19 protein-coding genes and 4 pseudogenes are annotated in these 22,841 nt (G+C 63.6%); 8 read left to right on the top strand and 15 right to left on the bottom strand.

The window, feature by feature from the left end; translation table 11 throughout:
• Positions 1 to 41: 41 nt before the first annotated feature.
• From ACETMP_RS10195 to ACETMP_RS10185, 3 genes are all read right to left on the bottom strand, one after another.
• The gene (locus ACETMP_RS10195; protein WP_375160833.1) at positions 42 to 1,550 is read right to left on the bottom strand and encodes an FAD-dependent oxidoreductase; all 1,509 of its coding nucleotides are present in this window, start codon (positions 1,548 to 1,550) and stop codon (positions 42 to 44) included.
• Between the two features lie 377 nt (positions 1,551 to 1,927).
• Positions 1,928 to 2,836, bottom strand: coding sequence for a DJ-1/PfpI family protein (locus ACETMP_RS10190; RefSeq protein ID WP_375160832.1), 909 nt, complete (start codon positions 2,834 to 2,836; stop codon positions 1,928 to 1,930).
• Positions 2,837 to 3,116: 280 nt separating this feature from the next.
• Complete coding sequence (locus ACETMP_RS10185; RefSeq protein ID WP_375160831.1) at positions 3,117 to 3,776, bottom strand: TetR/AcrR family transcriptional regulator; 660 nt, start codon at positions 3,774 to 3,776, stop codon at positions 3,117 to 3,119.
• 169 nt (positions 3,777 to 3,945) lie between these two features.
• Here ACETMP_RS10185 and ACETMP_RS10180 point away from each other — a divergent pair, with 169 nt between their 5' ends.
• The 5 genes and pseudogenes from ACETMP_RS10180 to ACETMP_RS10160 form a co-directional block, all read left to right on the top strand.
• On the top strand, positions 3,946 to 4,341 hold the full coding sequence (locus ACETMP_RS10180) for an SDR family NAD(P)-dependent oxidoreductase (protein ID WP_375160830.1): 396 nt from the start codon (positions 3,946 to 3,948) through the stop codon (positions 4,339 to 4,341).
• Between the two features lie 49 nt (positions 4,342 to 4,390).
• The gene (locus tag ACETMP_RS10175) at positions 4,391 to 4,693 is read left to right on the top strand and encodes an SDR family NAD(P)-dependent oxidoreductase (RefSeq protein ID WP_375160829.1); all 303 of its coding nucleotides are present in this window, start codon (positions 4,391 to 4,393) and stop codon (positions 4,691 to 4,693) included.
• Between the two features lie 45 nt (positions 4,694 to 4,738).
• Positions 4,739 to 5,494, top strand: a complete 756-nt coding sequence (locus ACETMP_RS10170; RefSeq protein ID WP_375160828.1) for an SDR family oxidoreductase — start codon at positions 4,739 to 4,741, stop codon at positions 5,492 to 5,494.
• Between the two features lie 95 nt (positions 5,495 to 5,589).
• Positions 5,590 to 6,465: an NAD(P)H-binding protein gene (locus ACETMP_RS10165; protein ID WP_375160827.1), complete on the top strand. Its 876-nt coding sequence runs from the start codon at positions 5,590 to 5,592 to the stop codon at positions 6,463 to 6,465.
• A gap of 248 nt (positions 6,466 to 6,713) precedes the next feature.
• Positions 6,714 to 7,457 (top strand): annotated as a pseudogene (locus ACETMP_RS10160) (NAD(P)H-binding protein); the annotation flags it as partial.
• A 260-nt stretch (positions 7,458 to 7,717) separates the two neighbouring features.
• Here the strand turns inward: ACETMP_RS10160 and ACETMP_RS10155 are convergent.
• From ACETMP_RS10155 to ACETMP_RS10145, 3 genes are all read right to left on the bottom strand, one after another.
• The gene (locus tag ACETMP_RS10155) at positions 7,718 to 8,221 is read right to left on the bottom strand and encodes a DUF1993 family protein (protein WP_375160826.1); all 504 of its coding nucleotides are present in this window, start codon (positions 8,219 to 8,221) and stop codon (positions 7,718 to 7,720) included.
• Positions 8,222 to 8,358: 137 nt separating this feature from the next.
• The gene (locus tag ACETMP_RS10150; protein WP_375160825.1) at positions 8,359 to 8,562 is read right to left on the bottom strand and encodes a DUF1127 domain-containing protein; all 204 of its coding nucleotides are present in this window, start codon (positions 8,560 to 8,562) and stop codon (positions 8,359 to 8,361) included.
• Between the two features lie 3 nt (positions 8,563 to 8,565).
• On the bottom strand, positions 8,566 to 10,035 hold the full coding sequence (locus ACETMP_RS10145) for an MFS transporter (protein WP_375160824.1): 1,470 nt from the start codon (positions 10,033 to 10,035) through the stop codon (positions 8,566 to 8,568).
• 121 nt (positions 10,036 to 10,156) lie between these two features.
• On the opposite strand from ACETMP_RS10145, the gene ACETMP_RS10140 reads away from it, so the two are divergent.
• Positions 10,157 to 11,053 (top strand): LysR family transcriptional regulator, encoded by an 897-nt coding sequence (locus ACETMP_RS10140; protein ID WP_375160823.1) that lies wholly within the window; start codon positions 10,157 to 10,159, stop codon positions 11,051 to 11,053.
• A gap of 95 nt (positions 11,054 to 11,148) precedes the next feature.
• Here the strand turns inward: ACETMP_RS10140 and ACETMP_RS10135 are convergent, their stop codons facing one another.
• Positions 11,149 to 12,078 (bottom strand): LysR family transcriptional regulator, encoded by a 930-nt coding sequence (locus ACETMP_RS10135; protein WP_375160822.1) that lies wholly within the window; start codon positions 12,076 to 12,078, stop codon positions 11,149 to 11,151.
• Between the two features lie 166 nt (positions 12,079 to 12,244).
• Here ACETMP_RS10135 and ACETMP_RS10130 point away from each other — a divergent pair, with 166 nt between their 5' ends.
• Positions 12,245 to 13,762 carry an MFS transporter gene (locus ACETMP_RS10130; RefSeq protein ID WP_375160821.1) on the top strand — a complete coding sequence of 506 codons (1,518 nt, stop codon included), beginning with the start codon at positions 12,245 to 12,247 and terminating at the stop codon, positions 13,760 to 13,762.
• 153 nt (positions 13,763 to 13,915) lie between these two features.
• Positions 13,916 to 14,920, top strand: a complete 1,005-nt coding sequence (locus tag ACETMP_RS10125) for a LysR family transcriptional regulator (protein WP_375160820.1) — start codon at positions 13,916 to 13,918, stop codon at positions 14,918 to 14,920.
• Here ACETMP_RS10125 and ACETMP_RS10120 read toward each other — a convergent pair.
• The 8 genes and pseudogenes from ACETMP_RS10120 to trbE all read right to left on the bottom strand — a co-directional run bounded on the left by ACETMP_RS10120 (position 14,829) and on the right by trbE (position 22,838).
• Complete coding sequence (locus ACETMP_RS10120) at positions 14,829 to 15,092, bottom strand: DUF2274 domain-containing protein (protein WP_375160819.1); 264 nt, start codon at positions 15,090 to 15,092, stop codon at positions 14,829 to 14,831. The genes ACETMP_RS10125 and ACETMP_RS10120 overlap by 92 nt on opposite strands.
• A gap of 3 nt (positions 15,093 to 15,095) precedes the next feature.
• Positions 15,096 to 16,281: pseudogene (locus ACETMP_RS10115) on the bottom strand (TrbI/VirB10 family protein).
• Entirely contained in the window at positions 16,278 to 17,255 is a 978-nt protein-coding gene (gene trbG, locus ACETMP_RS10110) for a P-type conjugative transfer protein TrbG (RefSeq protein ID WP_375160818.1), read from the bottom strand. Before trbG ends, ACETMP_RS10115 begins: the two are co-directional and overlap by 4 nt.
• Positions 17,252 to 17,936 (bottom strand): annotated as a pseudogene (gene trbF, locus ACETMP_RS10105) (conjugal transfer protein TrbF). Before trbF ends, trbG begins: the two are co-directional and overlap by 4 nt.
• Positions 17,936 to 19,292 (bottom strand): annotated as a pseudogene (gene trbL / locus ACETMP_RS10100) (P-type conjugative transfer protein TrbL). Before trbL ends, trbF begins: the two co-directional pseudogenes overlap by 1 nt.
• Positions 19,293 to 19,296: 4 nt before the next feature.
• The gene (gene trbK-alt, locus ACETMP_RS10095; protein WP_375160817.1) at positions 19,297 to 19,620 is read right to left on the bottom strand and encodes a putative entry exclusion protein TrbK-alt; all 324 of its coding nucleotides are present in this window, start codon (positions 19,618 to 19,620) and stop codon (positions 19,297 to 19,299) included.
• A 21-nt stretch (positions 19,621 to 19,641) separates the two neighbouring features.
• The gene (trbJ, locus tag ACETMP_RS10090; RefSeq protein WP_375160816.1) at positions 19,642 to 20,403 is read right to left on the bottom strand and encodes a P-type conjugative transfer protein TrbJ; all 762 of its coding nucleotides are present in this window, start codon (positions 20,401 to 20,403) and stop codon (positions 19,642 to 19,644) included.
• Positions 20,400 to 22,838: a conjugal transfer protein TrbE gene (gene trbE, locus ACETMP_RS10085; RefSeq protein ID WP_375160815.1), complete on the bottom strand. Its 2,439-nt coding sequence runs from the start codon at positions 22,836 to 22,838 to the stop codon at positions 20,400 to 20,402. The genes trbJ and trbE overlap by 4 nt, the downstream gene beginning before the upstream one ends.
• Positions 22,839 to 22,841: the final 3 nt, after the last annotated feature.

Below are 22,841 nucleotides of genomic sequence, written 5' to 3'. Positions count from 1 at the left end.
TGATGAGGGGACCCGACCGCGACCGCCGTGGGCACGACGCTCTAACAGCCGGCGGCGATGATTTCGTCGGCAGCGCGCTCGCCCGACTCGATTGCGGTGGTCATCCAACCGATCAAAGGCGAGGTGTGCTCGCCGGCAAAATGCACGCGCTCCTCGGCCCTTCCTCTGGCTTGGAACGGGCCGCCCATCTCATTGAGCCCGGTCCAGGCCCAGCCGCCTTCCACCCAAGAGTCGTCCTGCCAGACCTTTTCGGCGGCGGCGGCAACCTGATCTGGTGTCAGCCCCGGCAAAAGCTTGTCATGGATGTGCTGGCGCATGGCCCCGATGCGATCGGGCAGCGACGCGTATTCGCTCGCGTCAACATCGAACATGTACGACTGGATCATCCCCATGTTCGGATCGGCCTGTTGAGAACTGGTGTTCCAGATGCGACTGGCGAAGGTGTCGGAACCGACAAGGCTCAGCCCGCCAAGTGGGCCAAGCGGATCGGTCATCCAGAAACGAGACTTAGTCTGGAAAGAGCAGCGTGCGACCGGCATGTAACGGAGGGTCTCAATGGCGCGCATCTTGTCGGCGGCGAAGGGCGTCGTAATGACGACCTTCCGCAGCGTCGAGAAGGGCAGCGTGCAGACGCAGCGGTCCGCGCGCACCTCGTTCTGCCGGCCCTGCGCGTCGAGGAAAGTCACTGTGACTTCGCTTGCGCTCTGCTCGAGGCGCACCACCTTGCACTGCAGCTTGACCTGGTCGCCGAGCGCCGCGGCCAACGCCTTGGGCAGCCTGTCGTTGCCACCAGGGATGCTGCTCGGCGGCTCGCCGTCAAAGCCGGCCAGGAGCCGCTCGGTGGCGAGGCCGGCGAATGCATTGAGCCGTTTGACGTTGCCCTCCAGCGCACAGAACCAGTCGACCCAGCCCTGCGAGGCGCCTTGGCTCAGCAGGAATTGCTCGACCGTCACCTTGTCGAGATCGAGCGCCCTCGGCTGGCTGTTCGGCCAGCCTACGGCGTTGGGATCGCCTAGCATCTCGAAACCGGCGCCCAGATATGTTCCCAAGAAGGCGAACGGGTTTGCCTTCTCCTCTTCAGACAGATCGGCAACAGGCCAGGGTCGCCCCGCAGGCGGCGGCGTGAACCGCTGGCCCCTCATGTAGAAGGCCCGCCCGCCCATATCGTATGGCACGAGCGGCCCCAACTCGAAGAGGTTAACGTACCTTAGCGTGGCCGTGTGTGTGCTGAAGATGCGAGTCGCGCCCATCTCGGCATGGCCGCCTGCTTCAAAGCCGTCCCGAACAGTCAGCACGCGTCCACCGACGCGGTTCTGTCCTTCGAGCACGATGACATCGTATCCTTGGCTCTTTAACTTGTAGGCGGCGGTCAGCCCTGCGAGTCCCGCACCGAGAACAACCACTCTTCGTCCGCCGCAATCTGGGCCTGCCTTATTGTCGGAGGTTTCCGCGCGCACTGAAATGCTCGGCAGAATAACGGCCGCTGCAATGCCTTGCAGAACCGTCCGACGGTTGGCGGTTTGCGCTTGCGGCGAAAATTGATCAGCCATGCTGGGCACCTCCTACTCGCTACGACCGGGGATTCGACGGTCGTCTCTGCTGCCCCCTTACGTTTTGTAGGTTCTACTATAAAATAAGAAATCCGCGCGAGCAAGCCGCGAAGAGTGCGGACCAACGGGGCTTGATGCTTTTTCGACAGACCGCGAGCAGGACCGCGCAAGAAACGGAGTCACGCTTTGCGTCGACTAATCGTCCTGGCTTGATATTGGAGGCAATCCCAGAAATCAGAGGGAGTGTCGCGACGCTGGGCTCGGGCGTGCAGCGGCCCCCCATGCGCTCATGTCCCAGCCTCACGACCAAGATTGGTCTGCTGGTGACTCAGGTCTCGCGCCCTGGAGCTGATCCGACGAACGATGTCGAGCTGCGCTCAGGTCGCGCGCCACAGGTACTCTAGTTGCAGCGCCACGAAGGCTGCCGACCTGATGCCGTATCGGTTGCTGATTCCCGACAGCGCGTTATCGAGGACGATTGCCGGCTTCTCGCCGTCGAACGGCGGGATCAGGTCATCGATTCCGTCATTGTTGACGCGGTCGATTGCGATCTCGATGCCGCCCAGGGTTCGGATTCGGGGCCGAGTCGCCATTGTAACGACGCGTGACCGGTATGTACGCGAGAAAGCATCCGCGACGAACGCGAGCGCAATCTCGTCGATGCCGTCGTCGATCTTCACTCCTAGCGTCTCATGTCCCCAGAACGTGAGCCAATTTTGAGCGGCTGTGACGGCGTGACGTGCCGTCAGATCAAAGGCGCCGCTGTTGTGGCGTGCGTCATAGCTTTCGGCACCAAGCTCGGTTGCCAGCCTCCGCGCTTGCTCGGGCCCTGCGATCGCCTCAACCAGCGCCAGCGAGACAGGGAGGGACGCTGTGACCCCTGTCGTGGTGACGACGCCCCTGTCCACGACGTAACGCCGGTCATGTTCTCGCACCATAGTGGGGTGTGTGCGCTGAAGTGCATCAATCGCGTGCCAGTGCGTGGTGGCCTTCCGTCCATCGAGAAGGCCGGCAGCGCCCAGCAGCTTCACGCCCTCGCACACTCCAACGATTGTGGCTCCGGTCGAAGCCTGTTTTCTGAGCCAGGCAACGATCTCGCTATCTTGCTCGTGCATGGCTGGGACAACGACATAATCAGCCCCGTCCGGATGTTCCGCATCGAAGCCGGCCAGTGTCGCCCGCGGCACAATTGAGAGTGCGGGCGTGAGGCGCACCGGTCCCTCGCTGACGCCAAGTGCCCGGACATCGGCAACCCCCGAGCGTGTGAGGACGCCGAATGGAACCAAAAATCAGTCGTTTCGCCGCCCTGCCGGCCTGCCACAACGGCCACAAGGGGACGCGCCCGTTTCGGAGGCGCTAGCGCTGCGATCGTGCGCGCATGCTCATCGGCGCCGATAGGCAAGGGAAGCGCGGGTTCGGTTGTCGGAAGCGAGAGAACAGCGAAGGGCGCACCGGCTACCAACGCGAGTCCCGCAACACTCGAAGTCATCAACATTCGCCTATTCACTCGGCCCCCTATCACGAAAGTGCTATCAGGCTTCAAGGCAGGTGCATGCCTTGCCTTTGCTATCTGCGCGTTCTGCTATGGCTCCCGCGACGCTTTTGGCCGAAAGCTCGCTGCCGCTTAGCCATCTCCGGCCAAGCCGCCATTGCCCCGTCGACGGCGGCTGTTAGATGCGCGCGGGACGCGCCGTCGCCGGCTCTGATCGCAAGACCTTGGGCGACGGTTGCGTAGAATGCTGTGATGCCGTCGATGTCGACGTTCTGCGGGACGTCGCCCTCTGCTACAGCTCGGCGGAGCCGTTCGCTGATCGCCTCGGGAGATCGCTGTCGAACGGCTAACAGATATTCCTGCGGCCCCTTGTTCGCGGGCGTGCACTTGGTCGCGCCGTGGAGGAGCAGACAGCCTTGGGGCTTGCCGGGTTGCGTAAACGACTCGACGGCTTGCCGTAGCATGGCTTCGATTCCGGCGCGCGCAGTTTCGGCTTCTTCCAGCGCGCGCAGGGGCGGCATGCACTCTGTTGCGATGTAGAGGTCGGCCACCTCCTTGAACAGTGCTTCCTTGGATCCGAAGGCGTTATAGAAGCTGGGAGGAGTGAGGCCGCCCATCGCGGTCTGTAGATCCTCTAGGGTCGCGCCCTCATAGCCGCGCGCCCAAAATAGCTCCATGGCGCGCTGCAATGCCTCGTCGCGGTCAAAACTTGCAGGTCTGCCCCTTTTAGCCATCGTTGGCCTTTCTGCGGGTTGTCGCTGGGAATCATTTCGTAATCTTCTAGATAGCAGCCGCGCATAATTTTCTATAGCCTGTCCTATAAATCTCTTGACACCCTACCGCAAGACGGGGCAAACATGCTCCATTAATATAGTCCAGACTATAAAACGTCAGGAGATGCGGGTGGAAAAGCTCAAGGGCAGGGTCGCGCTCGTCACCGGATCGGCTCGCGGCATTGGTGCCGCCATCGCGGAGCGACTCGCGGCCGACGGGGCGGCTGTCGCGGTGAACTACTCAAAATCCGCAAAGGAGGCAGAGGGCGTCGCCGAACGCATCCGTCGCAATGGCGGAAAGGCGGTGGTGCTCAAGGCCGACATGGGCGACTGGTCGCAGGCCAAGGCGCTCGTCGCCGATACGGTGAAGGCATTCGGGCGGTTCGACATCCTCGTCAATAACGCGGCGGTGCTCGGCTTCGGGCCCCTCGAGGAGGTAACCGAATCGGAGTTTGGCAGGCAGCTCCAGGTGAACGTCCTCGGCCCTGCTGCGACCATGCAGGCGGCAGCGCCGCATTTTTTCTGAGAAAGGCGGTCGCGTCGTTAATATCACCTCGCTCGCTCAACTTCACCTGATGCCCGGCAACACCACCTACGCTGCCGCGAAAGGCGCGATCGACGCGATGACGCGCGTCTGGGCCGCCGAGCTCGGGCCGCGTGGCGTGACGGTCAACGCGGTCGGCCCGGGCCTCACCGATACAGATGCGGTTCGCGCGAACCTGCCGCCGGAGGCCAAGGAGGCCTTTATTAGACGGACGCCTCTCGGCCGAATTGGCACCCCGTCGGATATCGCCGACGTCGTCGCTTTTCTCGCTTCGTCCGACGCGCGCTGGATCACCGGACACGTCGTGCTGGCGAGCGGCGGCTTCGCTCCGTGAGGACTCTCAAAGCCATCGACTCAAAACAACCGACAAGGAATCTACATGGCGACTCAATCGAAAAAGCCAGTCGCGCTCGTCACTGGTGGGACGACCGGAATCGGTTTCGCAACCGCGCGGTTGCTCCACGAGACGGGTTACGCCGTCCTGGTAACTGGCGCGAATTCTGAAACCTTGGCGGCAGCAAAGCGTACCCTGCCGGGCGAAGTCGTCGTCCTGAAGGCAGAGGCTCGGTCCTTGAGCGATGCGGCTGGTGTGGCTGACGAGCTGAGGCAGCGGTTCGGACGGGTTGATTTCGCCTATCTGAACGCGGGCGTCAGCCGCATGCTGCCGATCGAGGAAACGGACGAGGCCTTCTTCGACGAACATTTCGGCATCAATGTCAAAGGCCAATTCTTCACCCTCCAGAAGATTCTTCCGCTGTTCATCGATGGTGGGTCCGTCCTGTTCACGACTTCGGTCGGTGCGATCCGGGGTCTTCCCAATTATTCCGTCGCCTTGGCGACCAAGGGCGCCACAGCCTCGCTGGTGCCGGCACTCGCCGTCGAGCTCGCGCCGCGCGGAATCCGGGTCAATGCCATACGCCCCGGACCGATCGACACACTAGCGTTCGACAAGCTCGGACTGCCGGCCGATGTACTGGCGGGAGTGCGCGAAATGACGGCGCAGCGAGTGCCGCTGAAGCGTTTCGGGACGGCCGAGGAGGTAGCCGAAGTGGCCGCTTTCCTGGCGAGCCCGGCAGCGCGCTACATCACTGGAACAACGATCGACGTCGATGGGGGCATGGCTCACGCCGTGTGACCGCGCCAGGGCTGCCGCATGCTGCCCGCACGACCTCAAGTCTTCAAACGCTCGCAGCGCCGTTATCCATGAATGTAACGAAGTCGGAGATCCACATGATAAAAACCGTTCTGGTAACTGGCGCGACTGGAAAAGTCGGACGGCGAGTGATTCCGCGCCTGGCGCGGCGCGGAATGACGGTCCGCGCGGCCAGCCGATCGCCCAGGGTGTCTCTTCACAGCATCGATTCGGTCCGCTTCGACTGGACCGATGCGAGCACATATCAACCCGCGGTCGCGGGCGTCGATGCCATCTACCTCGTCCCCGGCCCGGTTCCGCAGGCCGACCATGCCGACAAGATCCGCTCTCTGCTGGATGTCGCGGGCGGGGGCGGGGTTCGGCGCGCGGTGTTGCTGTCGTCGTTTGGCGTAGGCCAAGCGCCACCGGAGAACCCGCTGCGGCGGATCGAGCTCGCGGTCGAAGCGTCGGGCGTGCCCTATACCATCCTTCGGCCCGTCGCGTTCATGGAGAACTTTTCTGAAGGCCTCCGGTGGCGCGAGTCCTTTGCCGTGGGCATCCGCGAACGCGACGAGATCGTGGGGCCGGGCGGCAAGGGAATCGTGAGCTACGTTTCGGCCGACGATATCGCCGCGGTCGCGGCGATTGCTCTCACCGAGGATGGTCATAGCGGCAAAGCCTATGCCCCTTTGGGGCCGGAGCCGCTGACGCTTGCGCAGGTCGCCGAGCAAATTTCCTGGGTCACGGGACGAAAGATCAAATACGTCGAAACCGATCGCACTCCGATCCGCGATGCGCTGCTCGCCTCGGGCGCGCCGCCCGAAACCGCGGAGCATAACAGCCAAGTCTACACCCATGCGTTCAGCTCGGGCATGTTCGGCGTGGTCAACGACGACATCCTCAATGTGATCGGCCGGCCGCCGCTGAGTTTCGGCGAGTTCGCCGCAGGGGCCGTGGCGGCATGGCGCCGATAGGTGCGTCCGAACGCGTGGGGCAGTGGGCGAGCCCATCGCGATCCGAGCGGTCCCGGCGACAGCGTGGCGGCTTTTGACGGCGGCGGCGCGGGCACGGCCCGCGCTGTGGTCGGTGTCACGTCGGCCGGCCGCCGTTGCGCCCGACCGAACCAGCGATCCCAAATCAGGAGACATGCAAATGACTCAGCCCACCATTCTCATCGTCGGCGCGACCGGCCAGCTCGGCACCAGACTCCGTCAGGCAGCTTGCTGCTGCGGACATCAAGCCGCGCGCGCTGGTGCGTAGCCGAGAAAAAGGCGAGTTGATCGCTTCGATGGCTTCTCCAGTCCTCGGCGATCTCCTGGTGCCCGAGAGCCTGGTGGATGCGTTCCGCGGTGCGGAGCACGTATTTATCGTGGCGCCGCCGACACCAGAGATGGAGGCGCTAGAGCGCAATGCGATCGACGCGGCGGTCGCCGCGGGCACCAAGCGGATCGTCTATCTCTCCAACTTCGCGGCGACCGAGGGCAGCGCGCTGCGGCCCATGCATATCCACGGCCTCCATGAGCGGGTGATCGCCTCGCTTGGCATCGATTGGACGGTGCTCGGTCCCACCCGCTACATGACCAACTTCCCGTTCAACTGGCCGTCCGTCCTGAACGATGGTCTGCTGCTCGAGACTGGCGGTTCGGGGATCATGACCTGCATTGACCCTGACGACGTCGCGGCAGTGGCAGTGAAGGCGCTGACCGAGAGCGGTCATGGCGGGCAGACCTATCGGCTGACCTCGGAGGATGCCTTCACGGCGGCCGATCTCGCAGCGCTGCTCTCAAAGTTCCTGGGGCGCAAGATCAAGGTCGTGGAGAACGCCGGCGATCCTGCGCCAATGGCCGCGTATTTCGGCCTGGTCGCTGCGAGCGTCTACACGACAACTGACACAGCCGCCAGGGTGCTCGGCCGCGCGCCGCGCGCTTATGCCGACTGGCTGAAGGATTTCCAACCACCGCTGTAGAGAGCTGTCATCGGAAGCCTGTCTCGGGCTTCCGTCAGCCGGCGCTGGTGGAGCGAGCCACTTGAAGGTCGAGATGCGCTATCTTGAAGCGAGAAGGTGATGAAGCTCCATGCTCAACGTTCGAAAGGACGCTCTCGCTGCGATGGCGTTGATTTGGCATTGTATTCGCTCTGGCTGACGCTCGGAAAGACATCGCGTGAGTATTCCGACGGGTTACGCTTCTATCCATCTATGGGGATGCCGGCTCGCAGCGATCAATCTCACCGGAGCTGGCCAAGAAAGTCGCGCTTGCCGAGGGGCACGCCGCGATGACGTAAGATGGCGTAGGCCGTAGTTACATGAAAAAAGAAGCTGGGCAGTGCGAAGCCGTACAGGTAACGAGATGCCGGCATTTGTGGCACGTCGAATGGCAACGTGATGATACGTTGAGGCGCAGTGTCAAACGCCGAGACAGGTAACGTTGCAATGTAGGCGAGTGTCGTCGAGATGCGCGTGTGAGCCTCGGCAAGACTCCGTTCATCGTCCGCGAACGGCGGCGGTTCGACGCCGGCGAGCCGTGCCGCGGCGCCCTTGGCATGATCGCTCGCTCGCTGCACTTGGCCGAGCAGCGTCAGCATATCGGGGGCGAGACGCGCCTCAAGCAGGGTTTCCGGATCTAGGCCCTGTTCGCACGCATGAACCTCGCCCTTGCGCAGCAGATCGGCAAGCACGTCGAGCATGTGGCGGAATACCGGAATGGAGGCGTCGTACAGCGGAGCGGTCATTGCTATCTCCAGCTTGGTCAGGATGCAGGTCTATTGGATTGGTCTCGACATCACTTGCTTCAATCAACTCGCTGCAGAGCGCTCGGATCAAGCGGTTCTGGCCTTTGAGCTGGCACAAGCATCGTCGTGAAGGTTCGTCATCGGCGCCAACACGGTTTCTGACATTCGGCCCATGCGTCGGCGCGCGAGAGGCGGATATCGCAAAGTTCTCGGTCCGACATCTTCCAGAGCTGCGCCCGTTGTCGCCGCCGGCAACGCCACTTGCTGACTTCACGCCCCAATCTCACAATGGCCAGCGGCAATGCAAAGCAGCAACGACTGATGCTCTTGGTGATCAGCATAGCCTAACAGGCCTTCCGCACCGGCTGAGGCACGTCGGCCGTTCGTCTTTCGCCGGGCAGCCACAGGGACAGCACGCCGCCCAGCGCCAACAGCGCCACATTGCAAGCAAGCGCGAGCGTGAAGGCCTGCCTATAGGCGTCGGAATCCGGCTTCGTCCCAAGCGCGCTATAGAAAACGCCGCCAATGACGGCGACCCCGAGCGCGGCTCCGATTTGGAAGGTGGAAATCATGATCCCCGACGCCAGCCCGGCGTGGCGCTGGTCGATAGCGCCGATGACCGCCTTGATGACGGACGGCATGACGATGCCAAATCCGATTCCAGCGCAGACGAGGCCGGCCTCCAGGGCACTTGGAAGGAACCCGGAGACGGAGAGCATCACGACACCGAACCCGGCGACCTGGAGCGCAAAGCCGAGCGTCAGAGCGCGAACGCCCAGCCGCCGCATGGCATACGACGATGCGAGAGAGCTCACGAAGAACCCCGTGGCGAAGGGCAGCGTGGCAAGTCCCGCCATCAGCGGCGACTTGTGCAGTCCGCTCTGCAGATAGACTGCGAATGTCAAGTAGAACGAGGAAAGCATGTAGAAGGCCAAGGTCATAGCGATGCCGATGGCGAAGGCGGTGTTGCGCAGCAGGTGGAGGGCGACCAAGGGGTCGCCGCCGCGGGCGGACAGACCCGCTTCGAAACGGACGAATGCCACGAGCGTGATCGGAGAAGCCAAAAGCATGGCGACGATCCATGCGGGCCACCCGGTCTCTCGACCTTGAATCAACGGATAGACCAGCAGGGCGAGGGTCAGCGATAGGAGGGCGACGCCACCGACGTCGAGCCTTTGTGCTTGTGGCGCATGCGACTCACTGAGGAGGAGCACGCCACCAATGAAAGCCAACAGGCCGATCGGCACGTTGATCAAGAAGATCGCCTGCCAGGCGAATCCGAAGGGCTGAGCTGAAACAAGAACGCCACCGAGCACTTGGCCGCAAATGTTGGCCAAGCCGAACGTAGCGCCATAGAGCCCGAGGGCTCGCCCTTGCTCGGCCTCCGGAAATAGCACGCGAATCGACGCCAGCACTTGTGGGGCCATTGCGGTGGCCGTCAGCCCTTGCAGTATGCGCCCGGCGATAAGAATGGAAGGCGACCATGCGATGCCGCACAACACGGAGGCGATTGTGAAGCCCGCCACCCCCAACAAGAACATTCGTCGTCGGCCAAAGAGGTCGCCGAGCCGGCCGCCTGTTATGAGGAACACCGCGTAGGTCGCGGCATAAGCCGATATGACGAACTGCACCTCGCTCGCCGTAGCATCGAGGTCCCGCCGAATTGCCGGCAACGCCAAGTTGACGACATTGAAATCAAGAATTGGAAGGAATGCGCCGGTGAGCAGCACCGGTAGAGCGAGCCACCGTCGAGGGTCTGCCTTCGAGTCGTTGCACAACCGGGATTGCGCTGGCTCGTCGACTTGGCTGGTCACACACCCTCCTCCACAGCTCGATCATTTGCGAGGCGTGCGCAGCCGATCGATGCCCGGAGTGGCTATGGCCTGTCCATTTGCGAAAGGATATTATCGATTTATAGGAACGGGGTTTGCAGCAATGCACAGCGGGTTGGAATGGGACGATCTACGTCTCGTCCTTGCAGTCTTTCGGGAAGGCACTCTCTCCGGAGCTGCGCGCATGCTGGGTGTGACACACTCGACGGTGTTTCGCCGGCTCGGCGCAGTCGAGGAAAGGTTGGGAGTTCGCTTGTTTGAACGCTTCCGCGACGGCTACACGCCGACTCCGGCGGGCGAGGCGGTGGCATCGGCGGCGGCCCGGCTCGAAGGTGAGGTGTTGACGCTGGAGCGCAAACTGTCTGGTCAGGACCTAAGGCCGTCCGGCACGGTCCGGATCGCGACGACGGACACTCTCACGCCGATCATCGTGCGGCATCTGCCGACGATGCGCGCCATGCATCCGGAGATCCGGCTCGAAATCACCGTATCGAACACGATGGCAAATCTCACCCGCCGAGAGGCTGAAATCGCAGTTCGGCCAACGCCGGAGCCTCCCGAGATTCTGGTGGGACGGCGCGTCGCGGATATCGCGCATGCGGTCTATGGATCACGCGCCTATTTGTCTCGGTGTGAAGAGACGGATCTGTCCTTATCCGACTGGATCGGGCTTGACGATGTGCTGGCGGGTACGGTCATCGCGCGGTGGATGCGCGAGAACCTGAGCGCGGTGCGCATCACCGCGCGTGTCGACGCGCTTCCTGCTCTACGCGACGCGGCCGTTGCCGGACTAGGTCTTGCACTACTTCCTTGCTACGTCGGCGATCTTGCATCCGATCTGCGCCGTGTCACGCCGAAGGCCCCAGCGGAGCCTCGATCGGCTCTTTGGCTGCTTACGCATGATGATCTCAAGCGCACCGCTCGCGTCCGTGCCACGCTGGACTTTCTGGCAAGCGCTCTTGCTTCGGAACGCAAGCTCTTTGAGGGGAAACGCAACTAATACCTCGCCGACGCGTCTTCGGCGATAGCCGGCGGTGATTTAGGTTCTCCTCTCCTGTTGAGAGGCGGTTGTGGTCGACGATGTCGACCGGCCGATCATACACCAGACATGCCATTGACGATTTGAGGGTCGCGTGAACGAGGCCGCTCGGTTCTTGCCGGGCTGCTCACGATCGCTGGGGGACGATGTTCACGAAAGGCCGATGCGAGCGTTCTAAGCGCCTCACGAGACTTTGCATCCGAAAGTGTCGAAAGCAGTAGGATCTCGGATGGAGGAAGGGCAGGGAGTCCGAGCCGCCGACTGACTTCGACCGTGCCGGGCGGTGCAAGCCGGCAAGAGAATACGGATGCGGCCAAGCCGGCCGAAACGGCTTCGGCGACGGCAAAGGAACCGCAACCGAGGAAGACCTCCGTCCAGGGTATGCCCGCGGCGTCCAGCGCGCGCGTGGCCAGATTCCGGATTCCGCAGGTCGGAGAGGATGCAGCCAACCGCAGCGGTTCGCCTTGCCGATAAACGAAGTCCGGAGTGGCAAACCAGCCAAAGTGTTCTGGAGCAAGGACCTCGCCGTCCCGTCGATCATCTTCGCGACGGATGATGGCTGCGTCGATCTCTCCGCGATCGAAGGCGTCGAGAAGGTCGCGCGAGTCATCGAGCCGCACTTCGATGGTGAGCGCCGGGTCATGCGCACTAAGCCGCGCGAGCAAAGTCGGAACTTCCGGTCCGCCGACATGGGTGGCAATGCCCAGTGAAAAGCGGCGACGAGCTGAAGAGAGGCCCGCGAGGGCGCGGTCATGCGCGGCCAAGAAGTCGCGCGCGGACTCGAGGAATACCGCGCCCTGGGCCGATAAGCGCACCAGACGCGGCGTGCGTTCGATCAATTTGTGGCCGAGCCGGTCTTCCAGTCTCTTCAGCTTCACACTGATCGCACCCTGGGTGCTGCCAAGTGCCTCGGCAGCGCGTGTGAAACTCTGGAAATCTGCGATGGCCACGAAAGCTTTGACAGCATCGACGTCCAGCGTGGTCATTAATCTATCCAAATTTGTTGTCTCTGAAATATTCAAGCATCCAGTTCTAAAATGATCAAGCGCCGCCTAGCTTACGCCCGAACGCGCAAATCCGCGGGCCGAACTGCGCTCCCTCTCGCCATCTCGGGTTCGTCGATTGCCGACCAGTATGTCGAAAGGCGGAACTATGCCTACCACTCTCACGCGTCGCGGCTTTGTTGTACTGATTGCGGTCTGTCTTTCGTGCCTGATGTTCGGGCTGGAGATCTCGAGCATCCCCGCGATCCTGCCGACGCTGGAGCAGGTGCTGCACGCGGACTTCAAGCAGCTCCAGTGGGTCATGAACGCCTATACGATCGCGGTCACGACGGTGCTCATGGCGACGGGCACATTGGCCGATCGCTATGGCCGCAAGCGCATCTTCCTGATCTCGATCGCCGCCTTCGGCATCACCTCGCTGGTCTGCGGCGTGGCCGAGAACGTCCCCACGCTGATCGTCGCCCGCTTCCTTCAGGGCATGAGCGGCGGCGCAATGCTGATCGGTCAGATCGCCGTGCTGTCGCATGAGTTCCAGGGAGGACGCGAGCGCGCCATCGCCTGGGGCTGGTGGGGCGTCATCTTCGGCATCGGTCTCGGCTTCGGTCCGATCATTGGCGGCGGCATCGTCGCGGTCGCGAGCTGGGAGTGGGTGTTCCTCATCCACGTGCTGTTTGCGGTCGTGGCCTTCGTGCTCACCCTGACCGGCGTCCACGAGTCGAAGGACCCGCAGGCCGGCCGCCTCGACATCGCCGGCATCCTCACGCTGTCGCTCGCCGTCTTCTGCCTCGCCTTCTACATCACCCAGGGACCGGACTTCGGCTTCGGCAGCCCGGCCGGCCTTGCCATCCTCGGTGTGTCGGTCGCGAGCTTCATCGCCTTCCTGATCGCCGAGAAGGTCAGCGCCCGGCCGATGTTCGACTTCTCGGTGTTCCGCATCCGTCCCTTCTCGGGTGCGATCATCGGCTCGTCGGCGATGAACCTCAGCTACTGGCCCTTCATGATTTATCTCCCGATCTGGTTCCAGGCCGGGCTTGGCTATGACAGCGTCTCCGCGGGCCTCGCGCTTCTCGCCTATACCTTGCCGACCCTCGTGATGCCGCCGATCGGGGAACGGCTGTCGCTGCGCTACCAGCCCGGCATCGTCATTCCGGCCGGGCTGTTCACGATCGGCCTCGGCTTCATCCTGATGAGGTTCGGCAGCGCCGCATCGCAGCCGGACTGGCTGACGATGCTGCCCGGATGCCTGCTCGCTGGCATCGGGCTCGGCATCACCAACACCCCCGTCACCAATACGACCACGGGTTCGGTCTCGAGCGACCGCGCGGGCATGGCCTCCGGCATCGACATGAGCGCCCGCATGGTCTCGCTCGCCGTCAACATCGCGGTGATGGGCTTCATTCTGGCGGGCGGCGTGCTGGCCAGTCTGAAAGCCGCGCTGCCGAACCTGGGCGCCAGCGAACTGCGACTGCTCGCCGAGCGCATCGCCGCCGGCAACGCCGTAGTGATGCCCGAGCTGTCAGATGCCGTCGTGCATCAGGCGCTCGCTAACGGTTTCGGATGGGTCATGCTCTACGGCGGCATCGGCGCCTGCATCATGGCCGCAATCAGCCTCCTCATCTTCAATCCGAGATCGGTTCGGCAGGTAAGGGTTCAGTGTTCGGAGTGAACCTCATCGTGCGTCGCTTTCCTATGCGTGCGGCACGGGCGGGTTGCGCGAGCGACGACGGCCGATCATCGCTACCTCAAGCTACGGTGGTTGTCGTGGAGGGGAGCACCTTCTCCTGCAGTCTGGTCGCGAGACGTGTTGGAGTGTGAGAGATTGACGGTCGAACTGCGCCATGTCCGGTACGTACTCGAGGCTGCCGAGCGCGGCAGCTTTCGGGCCGCAGCGCGGGCGTTGGGTGTCCAGCAGTCGGCCGTCAGCCGCAGGATACGTGATGTGGAGGACGAACTCGGTGTTTCGCTGTTCAATCGTGATCGTGCGGGGGTTCGTCTGACAGATGCCGGAAAGCGATTCGTCGCGCGGGCGCGCAGAGCGATGACCCATATAAGGATTGCGACTGACGATGCAGGGTGCTGTGGTCGAGGGGAAGTTGGCGTCGTGCGTATCGGGATTTTCTCATCCCTTGCAGGCGGCTTCCTAGCGGATCTGCTGCGCATTCATACGAAGCGCAATCCCGGTGTCCGTACGGATGTCGTGGAGGGCGGGCGAGCGGCCCACATCTCGGGAATCCAGAGGCTCCAGCTCGATATCGCTTTCCTGACAGGAACGCCAAGCGCCGAGGGATGCGAAAGCATGGACTTATGGAGCGAGCGTGTATTCGTGGCCGTGCCCAGCAGCGATGAAATTGCAACCGCGGATGAGGTTCGGTGGGACGATCTACGCGATCGACGCTTTGTCGTCGGCGAAGACGATCCTGGTCCTGAGGTTCATGACTATCTTGTGAGGCATCTTACCGAGCTTGGCGATACCCCAAACGTCGAGAGGCATGCAGTTGGACGCGATAATCTCATGCACTTGGTGGCACTCGGGCAGGGGCTGACGCTCACGAGCGAGGCGGCAACCGCTGCTCATTTTCCGGGCGTCGCCTTTGTTCCGCTGAGTAGTGAGATCTTGCGCTACTCCGCGATTTGGTTGCGACGGAATGACAATCCAGCGCTACGCCGACTTCTCAGCTTGGCGCGCACGATGGGGCGGCAATGGCCTGCAGCGACGGTGGCCCCGGAGATCGCTAAGCTTGAGGCGCGCCGTCTTGTCTCGATGCTTCACGCGCGTTCTGTCGCCCCTTGCGCGTCTTCGCAAATCCCCGATCGGTCGCCATGAACCTTTCGATCATTGGAGGGATGAGCTTTACAGGGTCCGACACGGGTCTTCCCGTCTCCTGCGCGAGCACTTCGGCATAGGCGAGCAGCTCCCTGTGGACGACAGCGGGGAGCTCCACCGATACCTTGACAGGCTTGTCGTCCTCCAGCGCGCCGAGCTTCAGCTTTGCCACTGATCATCCTCCGTAGGGCTCAAGAACGAGGTCGCGCGTCACGATGACGCGTACCGGGAAGCCAGGCCGGATCGTCAGTGTCGGCGGCACATTGAGCTGTCTGCGAATGATTTGCTGACCCGCGTCGTTGATCGTGTCCTGGCCGCCGTTACGAATCGCGCGTAATAGGCGGTCCTCGTCGTCAATCGCCAGCTCAGCACCAACACTCAGGAGCGTTGAGAGACCAGCGGCCTTGGCGAGCTCCCACCAGTGATAGTCCACGCCGTCCTCGAGGCCGGCATAGCCTTGCGGATCCGCGCCCGGCTGACGCTCGAGCACGATGGAGCGCCCGTTCGGAAAGATGAGGCGGTTCCAGACCAGCAGTACGCGACGCTGGCCGTACTGCACGGAATTGTCGTACTGGCCGATGATCCGCGTGCCTTGGGGCACAAGCAGAATGCGCCCGCTCGGACTATCGTAGATTTGCTCGGTGACCTGCGCCGTGATCTGTCCCGGTAGATCGGAGCGGATGCCGGTGATTAGCGCGGCCGAAATCACGGAGCCGGCCTGAAGCACGTAAGGCGAGGCCGGTGCAAGAACGCGGTCAGGCGCGACGGTGCGCCGATCGGCGGCGGCATTGAGGAACGCGACTTGTCGGTCCTGGGCGGTCGGCGCGCTGAACTGGCCGGGAAGACCGAGACTCGTCAGGTTCGTGGTTGTTGCGGGCACGCCCGATTGTCCGGGTCCAGCGATCGTCCGCGTTTCGGTTTGGAAGAAGACGCGGCTGGTGCGTGCTGCCTCTTCTTCGGCAAGACGGCGCTGCTCGTCGGGGTCGACAGTCGGACGGATCGTTGGCGGTACGACGGGCTGGCCGCGATTCTGGGCGTCGAGGATCGGGCGGCCAAGGTCTCCGGGTAGCGGCGGCCCGAGACGCGGGCCAGTATAGTCGCTCGGCAGTCCCGCCAAACCATCGGCCGTCGGCCGGTTGGTCGTCGAATAGAGTTCTTCATTTCCCGTTCCGGCGTTGCGAGTCTGGAGCGCATAGATCAGCGCGCCGCCGAGGCCAAGCTGAAGCGACCAGGCCAAGGCCGGCCAGCGCCTTGCGCGATAGGCGGGTGACGCGCGGGGGCTCGCCGCGCAGCCGCATCGGTTCGGCTGCAGACCCGTCCTCCGTTTCGGGGGCACGCCCGCGATTGTCATTGTCGGTCATGACGATGGCCTCCCGTCGCTGCGCACAATCCTGACGGTCTGCTGGCGGTTGCCACTGCCGAGGCGCAACTCGGCAGCGCCGAACAGGCGATCGACGATCAGAATGTTCTGGTGAATGCGGCTGTTGACGATCTGCAACTCGCCCTCGGAGCCGATGACGAAGAGTGGCGGCATCTCGCCCTGGACGATTCCGCGCGGGAATTCGACATATACGCGCCGGCCATCGTCGTAGACAGCAATCGGCCGCCAGGGCGGATTGTCGCCTGTGAGGCCATAACGATAATTGCGCGCCGCGGCGGCCGGAATGATTGGCGCCGCCGACACGCCCTGGCGCTGTGTGGCAGGGGGCTGCGGGTACGCCCAGGCCACGGCCGGCATGTAGGGATCTGCACCGGCGCGCAGCTCGATCATGTAAATGCGACGGTCCGTGGTGATAACGAGATTCGTGGTGATGTCGGCGCGTGTCGGCTTCACCAGCACATGGACGCGGCGCGTGACACCTGATCCGCTTTCGGTGTCGCCGATAATCCATCGCGCGGTGTCGCCCGCGGCGATTGGCCCAGCTCCCGTCAGGCTTTCGCCGGGCTCAAGCGCGATGTTCGTGATCTGCCCCGGTGCCGCATAGACCTGATAGAGCGCACCTTCGCTCCAGGGGTAGATCTGGATCGCGTTGAAGTAGCCTTCGCGACGCGGCTCGACGCGGGCGGCGACGTTAGCGTTCTCGACACGGGCCGTCGGCGAGTTCGCCGCTGCCCCACCGCGGCTGGGGGTCCACGTCGGCGGAACGTGCAGCGGTCGTGGTCGCTCGTCGGTGATCGCGGCTGGGACCGCGGGAAGTGGCGGCACATCGGAGTCGTAGCTGATCTGCGGCGGCTTCGTTGCGCATGCCGCTAGCAGCGTGGTCAACAGGAGCGTCGCGGCGAGCCCGGATTTGCGGAATGCCGCATTTGCGGCGCGGGCCTTGTCTCGGTTCATTGCCCCATCTCCCGCGACCAGTTGATCGCATTGATGTAGATGCCGAGTGGATTGGCGCGGAGCCGTTCGGCGTCGCGCGGCGCCTGGACGACGATGGTCAGGATTGCAGTCCAGCGTTCAGTCGTCGCGAGCTGGCCGTTCTCGTAGCGCCGCTCCACCCAAGCCACGCGAAAGCTGTCGGGTGACGCGCGGATCACGCTGGACACCTCGACCGCGATCTGCTGGCGTCCGACGCGTGTGAACGGATCGTTGGCGCGGGCGTAGTCATTCAGAGCGCTGGCGCCGCGATCGGTGGTGAACTCATACGCTCTGAGCCAGTTCTGACGGACGATGATCGGATCGGCCGGGATCGAACGAACCTGCTCGATGAAGCGGGCGAGGTGGAAGGCGATTTGGGGATCGGTCGGACGATAGTCCGCGACCGCGGGTGCGACCGCTTGCGCCTGGCCCACGTTGTCAACTTGGACGACCCAGGGAACGACGGTGCCACGCGCGGATTGCCAGACAAGTGCGACTGCGAGATCCGGCAGAAAGGAAGAGGGAGCCGAACGCCATCAGCCGCCAGTTCTTCGCCTGCACACGGGCGGAGCCGATGCGCTCGTCCCAAACTTGCGCGGCGCGCTGATATGGCGTTTCGGGCTCGGGTGTTCTCCCATAATGCGTGGTCAGTCGCTTGAACATTATCGGTCTCTTTCAGAGAGGTTGATGGAGGCGCCGCCGCTGTGGCTGTCGCCGCTGCGGATTGCGTGGGCAGCGGCCATGACGCCGTGGCTGAGCTGTTGGGATCGCTTCATTCGGCGCGCCCATGCTGGCGGCCGGTCAGACGCCGGGGCTGGTGCCGATGCATCGGCCGGGCCGCCGCCGGCGGTTCCCATGGTTGACGCGCCGCCTGTTGTTTCGAACGCCGACCGGGCGCCCTGAGAGTAGCTGGTCCGCATGCTTTCGGCGGCACGCGCCGCCGCGCGGCGAAGTGGAGAAGCGGCCGCGCCCCCGGCAGCGCGCGCAACGCCGCCAAGACCGGAAGCGACGCCGGCCACGCCGGATTGCCCTGCAGCACCGAGGCTGTAGCTCGTTGCCGCGCCTCCTGCGACGGCCGCTCCTCCCCGCGCCGCGGCCGCCGTCCCCCGAAATGGCGGCCGCTCCTCCGCGCAGTGCCAGTCCTCCAGCAGCGCCTGCAGCCATCGCCACACCGCCAGCCGCGAGGCCGGTGCCGACGGCCGCGCCGGCGCTGAGCTGGGGACCACCGCTCACGATGCCGTTGGCAATTCCAGGTCCAAAGATTCCGAGACCGACCAGCGCCAGGGCGGCAAGAACGATCGCCATCGCCTGATCGATGGTTGGACTTGCACCGCCGAAGCCGGCGGTGAACTCCGCGAACAGGGTCGAGCCGATGCCGATGATGACGGCAAGCACCAACACCTTGATGCCGGAGGAGATGACGTTTCCGAGCACGCGCTCGGCCATGAAGGCGCTGTGTCCGAACAGGCCGAAGGGGATGAGGATGAAGCCGGCCAAGGTGGTCAGTTTGAATTCGATGAGCGTCACGAAGAGCTGCACCGCCAAGATGAAGAAGGCGAGCAGCACGAGCGCCCAAGCAATCAGCAGAACGATGATCTGGATGAAGTTCTCGAAGAACGACCAATAGCCCATGAGGCCGGAGATAGACTCGATCAACGGCCGACCGGCATCGAGTCCAGTTTGTGCGACGCGGCCTGGACGAAGCAGATCGGCTGTCGAGAAGGTGGTCCCCGTCGCCTTTAGCCCGAGGCCGGCGAAGGACTCGAAGATGATGCGGGCAAGATTGTTCCAGTTGCTGATCAGGTAGGCGAAGACGCCGACGAACAGAGTCTTCTTGACCAATCTGGCAATAATGTCGTCGTCGGCGCCCCAGCTCCAGAACAGCGCGGCGAGCGTCACATCGATCACGATCAGCGTGGTCGCGATGAACGCAACCTCGCCGCCAAGCAATCCGAACCCGCTGTCGATATAGCGGGTGAAGACCTCGAGAAAATGGTCAATGACGCCCGTGCCGCCCATGATGCTACTCGCCGTTCGGCGCGCCGGCCTCGCCGGGTGCCTCTCCGTTCGGCAGGGTGGAACCAGAACCGCCTTGCGAACCCGGAGCGCTCGGCGTCAGAAAGCGCCGCCGGCTCTCCGCCCAGGCACGCAGGCAGGCCGGATTACGCGGCCCCGACTCGCCAAGGCTCTGGCATCGAAGCAGCTCTGCTTGCAGCGGGTCCGTTACGCTCCTTGGCGCCTGCCTCGCAGGCGCCAAGGCCGGAGGTTGCTCCTTCCGGGTCAGCTCGACGACCGTTGCGGTGATCGCGATCGCGACAAAGGCGATGGCGCCGAGACGGGCGAGCATGCTTCCGTCCATAACAGCGCCTCAGTTGCCGTCCGGGAACATGGTGGCGTTGCCGGGCTGGTAGCCCGCGCCCGGAGTGAGAAAACGACGACGCTGCTCACGACCTTGCTCCGCTGCGGCTGCGCGCTCGGCATCGGCGAGCGCGCGCGCGCGGCCATCTGCGGCAACGACGGCGGTCAGGTCGGTGAGCTGTTGCGCTTGAAGGGCTAGAATCTGATTGCCGGCCTGGGCGGCTTGCAGCGCGCCGGTGGCGCCTTGGCTCTGACCGACGAGCGCCGACATTTCTGCACGGTTGGTCTCGAGGTTGCCGACCACGGTGGCCTGAACACGCATGGCGTCCTGCAAGCCGCCGACAGTGTTCTGCCACCGTGTCCGCGCATCGGCTATGAGCTGCTGGTCGGACGCGGACAGCGACGCATTGCCGTAAGTCGTCTGAAACGCTCGATCGATCTGTTGAACGTCGAAGGCGATATTTTGCGCTTGCCCGAGAAGCTGCTGGGTGCGCTGCATCGACTGTTGCAAGCGCTGCAGGGACGAGTACGGCAGGCTGGCCAGGTTTCTGGCCTGATTGATCAGCATTTGCGCTTCGTTCTGAAGCGAGGTGATCTGGTTGTTTATCTGCTGTAGGGCGCGCGCCGCCTGCAGCACGTTCTGTACGTAGTTTGTCGGGTCGTAGACGATCCACTGCGCCGAAGCCGGGGTAGTCATGAGGGGCGAAATCGTGATCGGAAACGAGAGGATGGTCGCGGCAAGGAGCGCCGCGCGCGAGCGACGTATGATCATGACGTTGTCTCCACGTTGGTAAGTTCGGGAATGAGGTCGGCCGCCCAATCGAGGCCGCGAAGGCGCAGCCACGCCGGCAGAAAGCCATCGCGTCCATGTTCGGCCGTCACGCGTTCGATGGCGGCCTGATCGGTCTTGGAAGATGCGGCGCAGAGCGCCAGCGCGACGTCGGACAAGTCGAGTTCGAAAAGGCGATTTCCTCTTCGCGATTGACAGTAATAGTCACGCTTTGGCGTCGCGCGAGCGAGGATCTCGATCTGGCGATCGTTGAGGCCGAAGCGGCGATAGATCGACGTGATCTGCGGCTCGATCGCGCGTTCGTTCGGGAGCAGCAATCGCGTGTGGCAGCTCTCGATAATCGCCGGTGCGATGGCCGAATTGTCGATGTCGGAAAGCGACTGCGTGGCGAAGACGACGGAAGCGTTCTTCTTCCGGAGGGTCTTTAGCCACTCGCGAAGCTGGCCGGCGAAGCCGTCGTCGTCGAGGGCGAGCCAACCTTCGTCGATGATGAGCAGGGTCGGACGGCCATCGAGGCGATCCTCGATGCGATGGAAGAGATAGGCGAGCACGGCCGCTGCTGCGCCTGTCCCGATCAAGCCTTCGGTCTCGAAGGCTTGCACCGAGGATGCGCCGAGATGCTCGTGCTCGGCGTCGAGCAGACGGCCGTAGGCGCCGCAAACGCAGAAAGGTCGCAGCGCCTGCTTGAGGTCGTTGGCTTGCAGGAGGACCGCGAGACCTGTGATGGTCCGCTCGACCACCGGTGCGCTCGCGAGAGAGGTCAGCGCCGTCCAGAGATACTCCTTGACGTCAGGTGTGATCGGGACGCCTTCGCGCATGAGGATCGCGACGATCCAGTCGGCAGCCCAGGCGCGCTCCGGAACATGGTGGATGCCGGCGAGCGGTTGCAGCGAGACGCTACCGGCCGATCCGTCTGTCAGCCCTCCGCCCAGATCATGCCAATCGCCGCCCATGGCCAGCGCGGCGGCGCGGATGCTGCCGCCGAAGTCGAAGGCAAAGACCTGCGAGTCCTGATAGCGACGAAACTGGAGCGCCATGAGCGCCAGCAGCACCGACTTCCCGGCGCCGGTCGGTCCGACGACAAGCGTGTGTCCGACGTCGCCGACATGGAGGGAGAGGCGGAATGGTGTCGAACCCTCGGTCTTGCCGAACAGCAAGGGAGGCGCGCCGAAGTGATCATCGTGCTTGGGGCCGGCCCACACGGCCGACAGCGGGATCATATGCGCCAAGTTGAGAGTCGAGATCGGCGGCTGTCGGACATTGCCGTAGACATGGCCGGGCAACGATCCCAGCCAGGCGTCGACCGCGTTGATGGTCTCCGCCATCGCCGTGAAGTCGCGCCCTTGCACGACTTTCTCGATCAGGCGAAGCTTCTCGGCAGCGATGCGAGCGTCAGCGTCCCAAACCGTTACCGTCGCGGTGACGTAGGCCTCGCCGGCATAGTCGGCGCCAAGTTCCTGAAGCGCGAGATCGGCGTCCGCCGCCTTGTTTGCCGCATCGGTATCGAGGAGCGTGGAAGCCTCGTTCGTCATCACCTCCTTCAAGATGGCGGCGATCGACTTGCGCTTGGCAAACCACTGTCGGCGTATTCTCGTGAGGAGCTTGGTCGCGTCGGTCTTGTCGAGCAGGATCGCGCGCGTGCTCCATCGGTAGCTGAAGGCGAGGCGATTGAGGTCGTCGAGCAGGCCAGGCGTAGTTGCGCTCGGGAAGCCGACGATCGTCAGGACGCGCAGGTGTTCATTGCCGAGCCGGGGCTCGAGGCCACCGGTGAGCGGCTGGTCGGCGAGAAGAGCATCGAGGTGCATTGGCGTCTCGGGGACGCGCACGCGATGCCGCTTGGTTGAGATGCAGGAGTGGAGGTAAGTCAGCGTCTCCGCATCATCGAGCCAAAAGCACTCCGGCATGAACGTCTCGATGAGCTGGAGCACGCGATCGGAGCGATCGACGAAGGTGCGAAGGATTTCGTGCGGGTCGACGCTCCGGTCCGCCTTGCCCTCATAGAGCCAGTTCTCAGCTCGTGCCGCGTCCTCCGGCGGCGCCAGGTACGTGAAGGTGAGGAAATAGCTGGACTCGAAATGCGCTGTTTCTTCCTCGAAATCCGCCTTGCGCTCGGCATCGACGAGAGCGGACGCGGGATCGGGAAACCGGCTTGCAGGATAGGCGCCGACACCATGTCGCTGCGCTTCCACGAAGATCGCCCAGCCCGAGCCGAGGCGGCGGAAGGCATTGTTGAGCCTGCCAGCGACGGCGACGAGTTCGGCCGGTACGGCGGAGTCGAGATCAGGACCGCGGAAGCGAGCCGTACGCTGGAGGCTACCGTCCTTGTTGAGGACGACGCCCTCTCCGACGAGGGCCGCCCAGGGCAGGAAATCGGCGAGGCGCGCGGCAGTCCGGCGGTATTCGGCGAGGTTCATCATCTG

This window comes from Bradyrhizobium dasycarpum (assembly GCF_042019905.1).
Classification (GTDB): Bacteria; Pseudomonadota; Alphaproteobacteria; order Rhizobiales; family Xanthobacteraceae; genus Bradyrhizobium; species Bradyrhizobium japonicum_B.
This window is presented reverse-complemented; position numbering and strand designations above follow the sequence as displayed.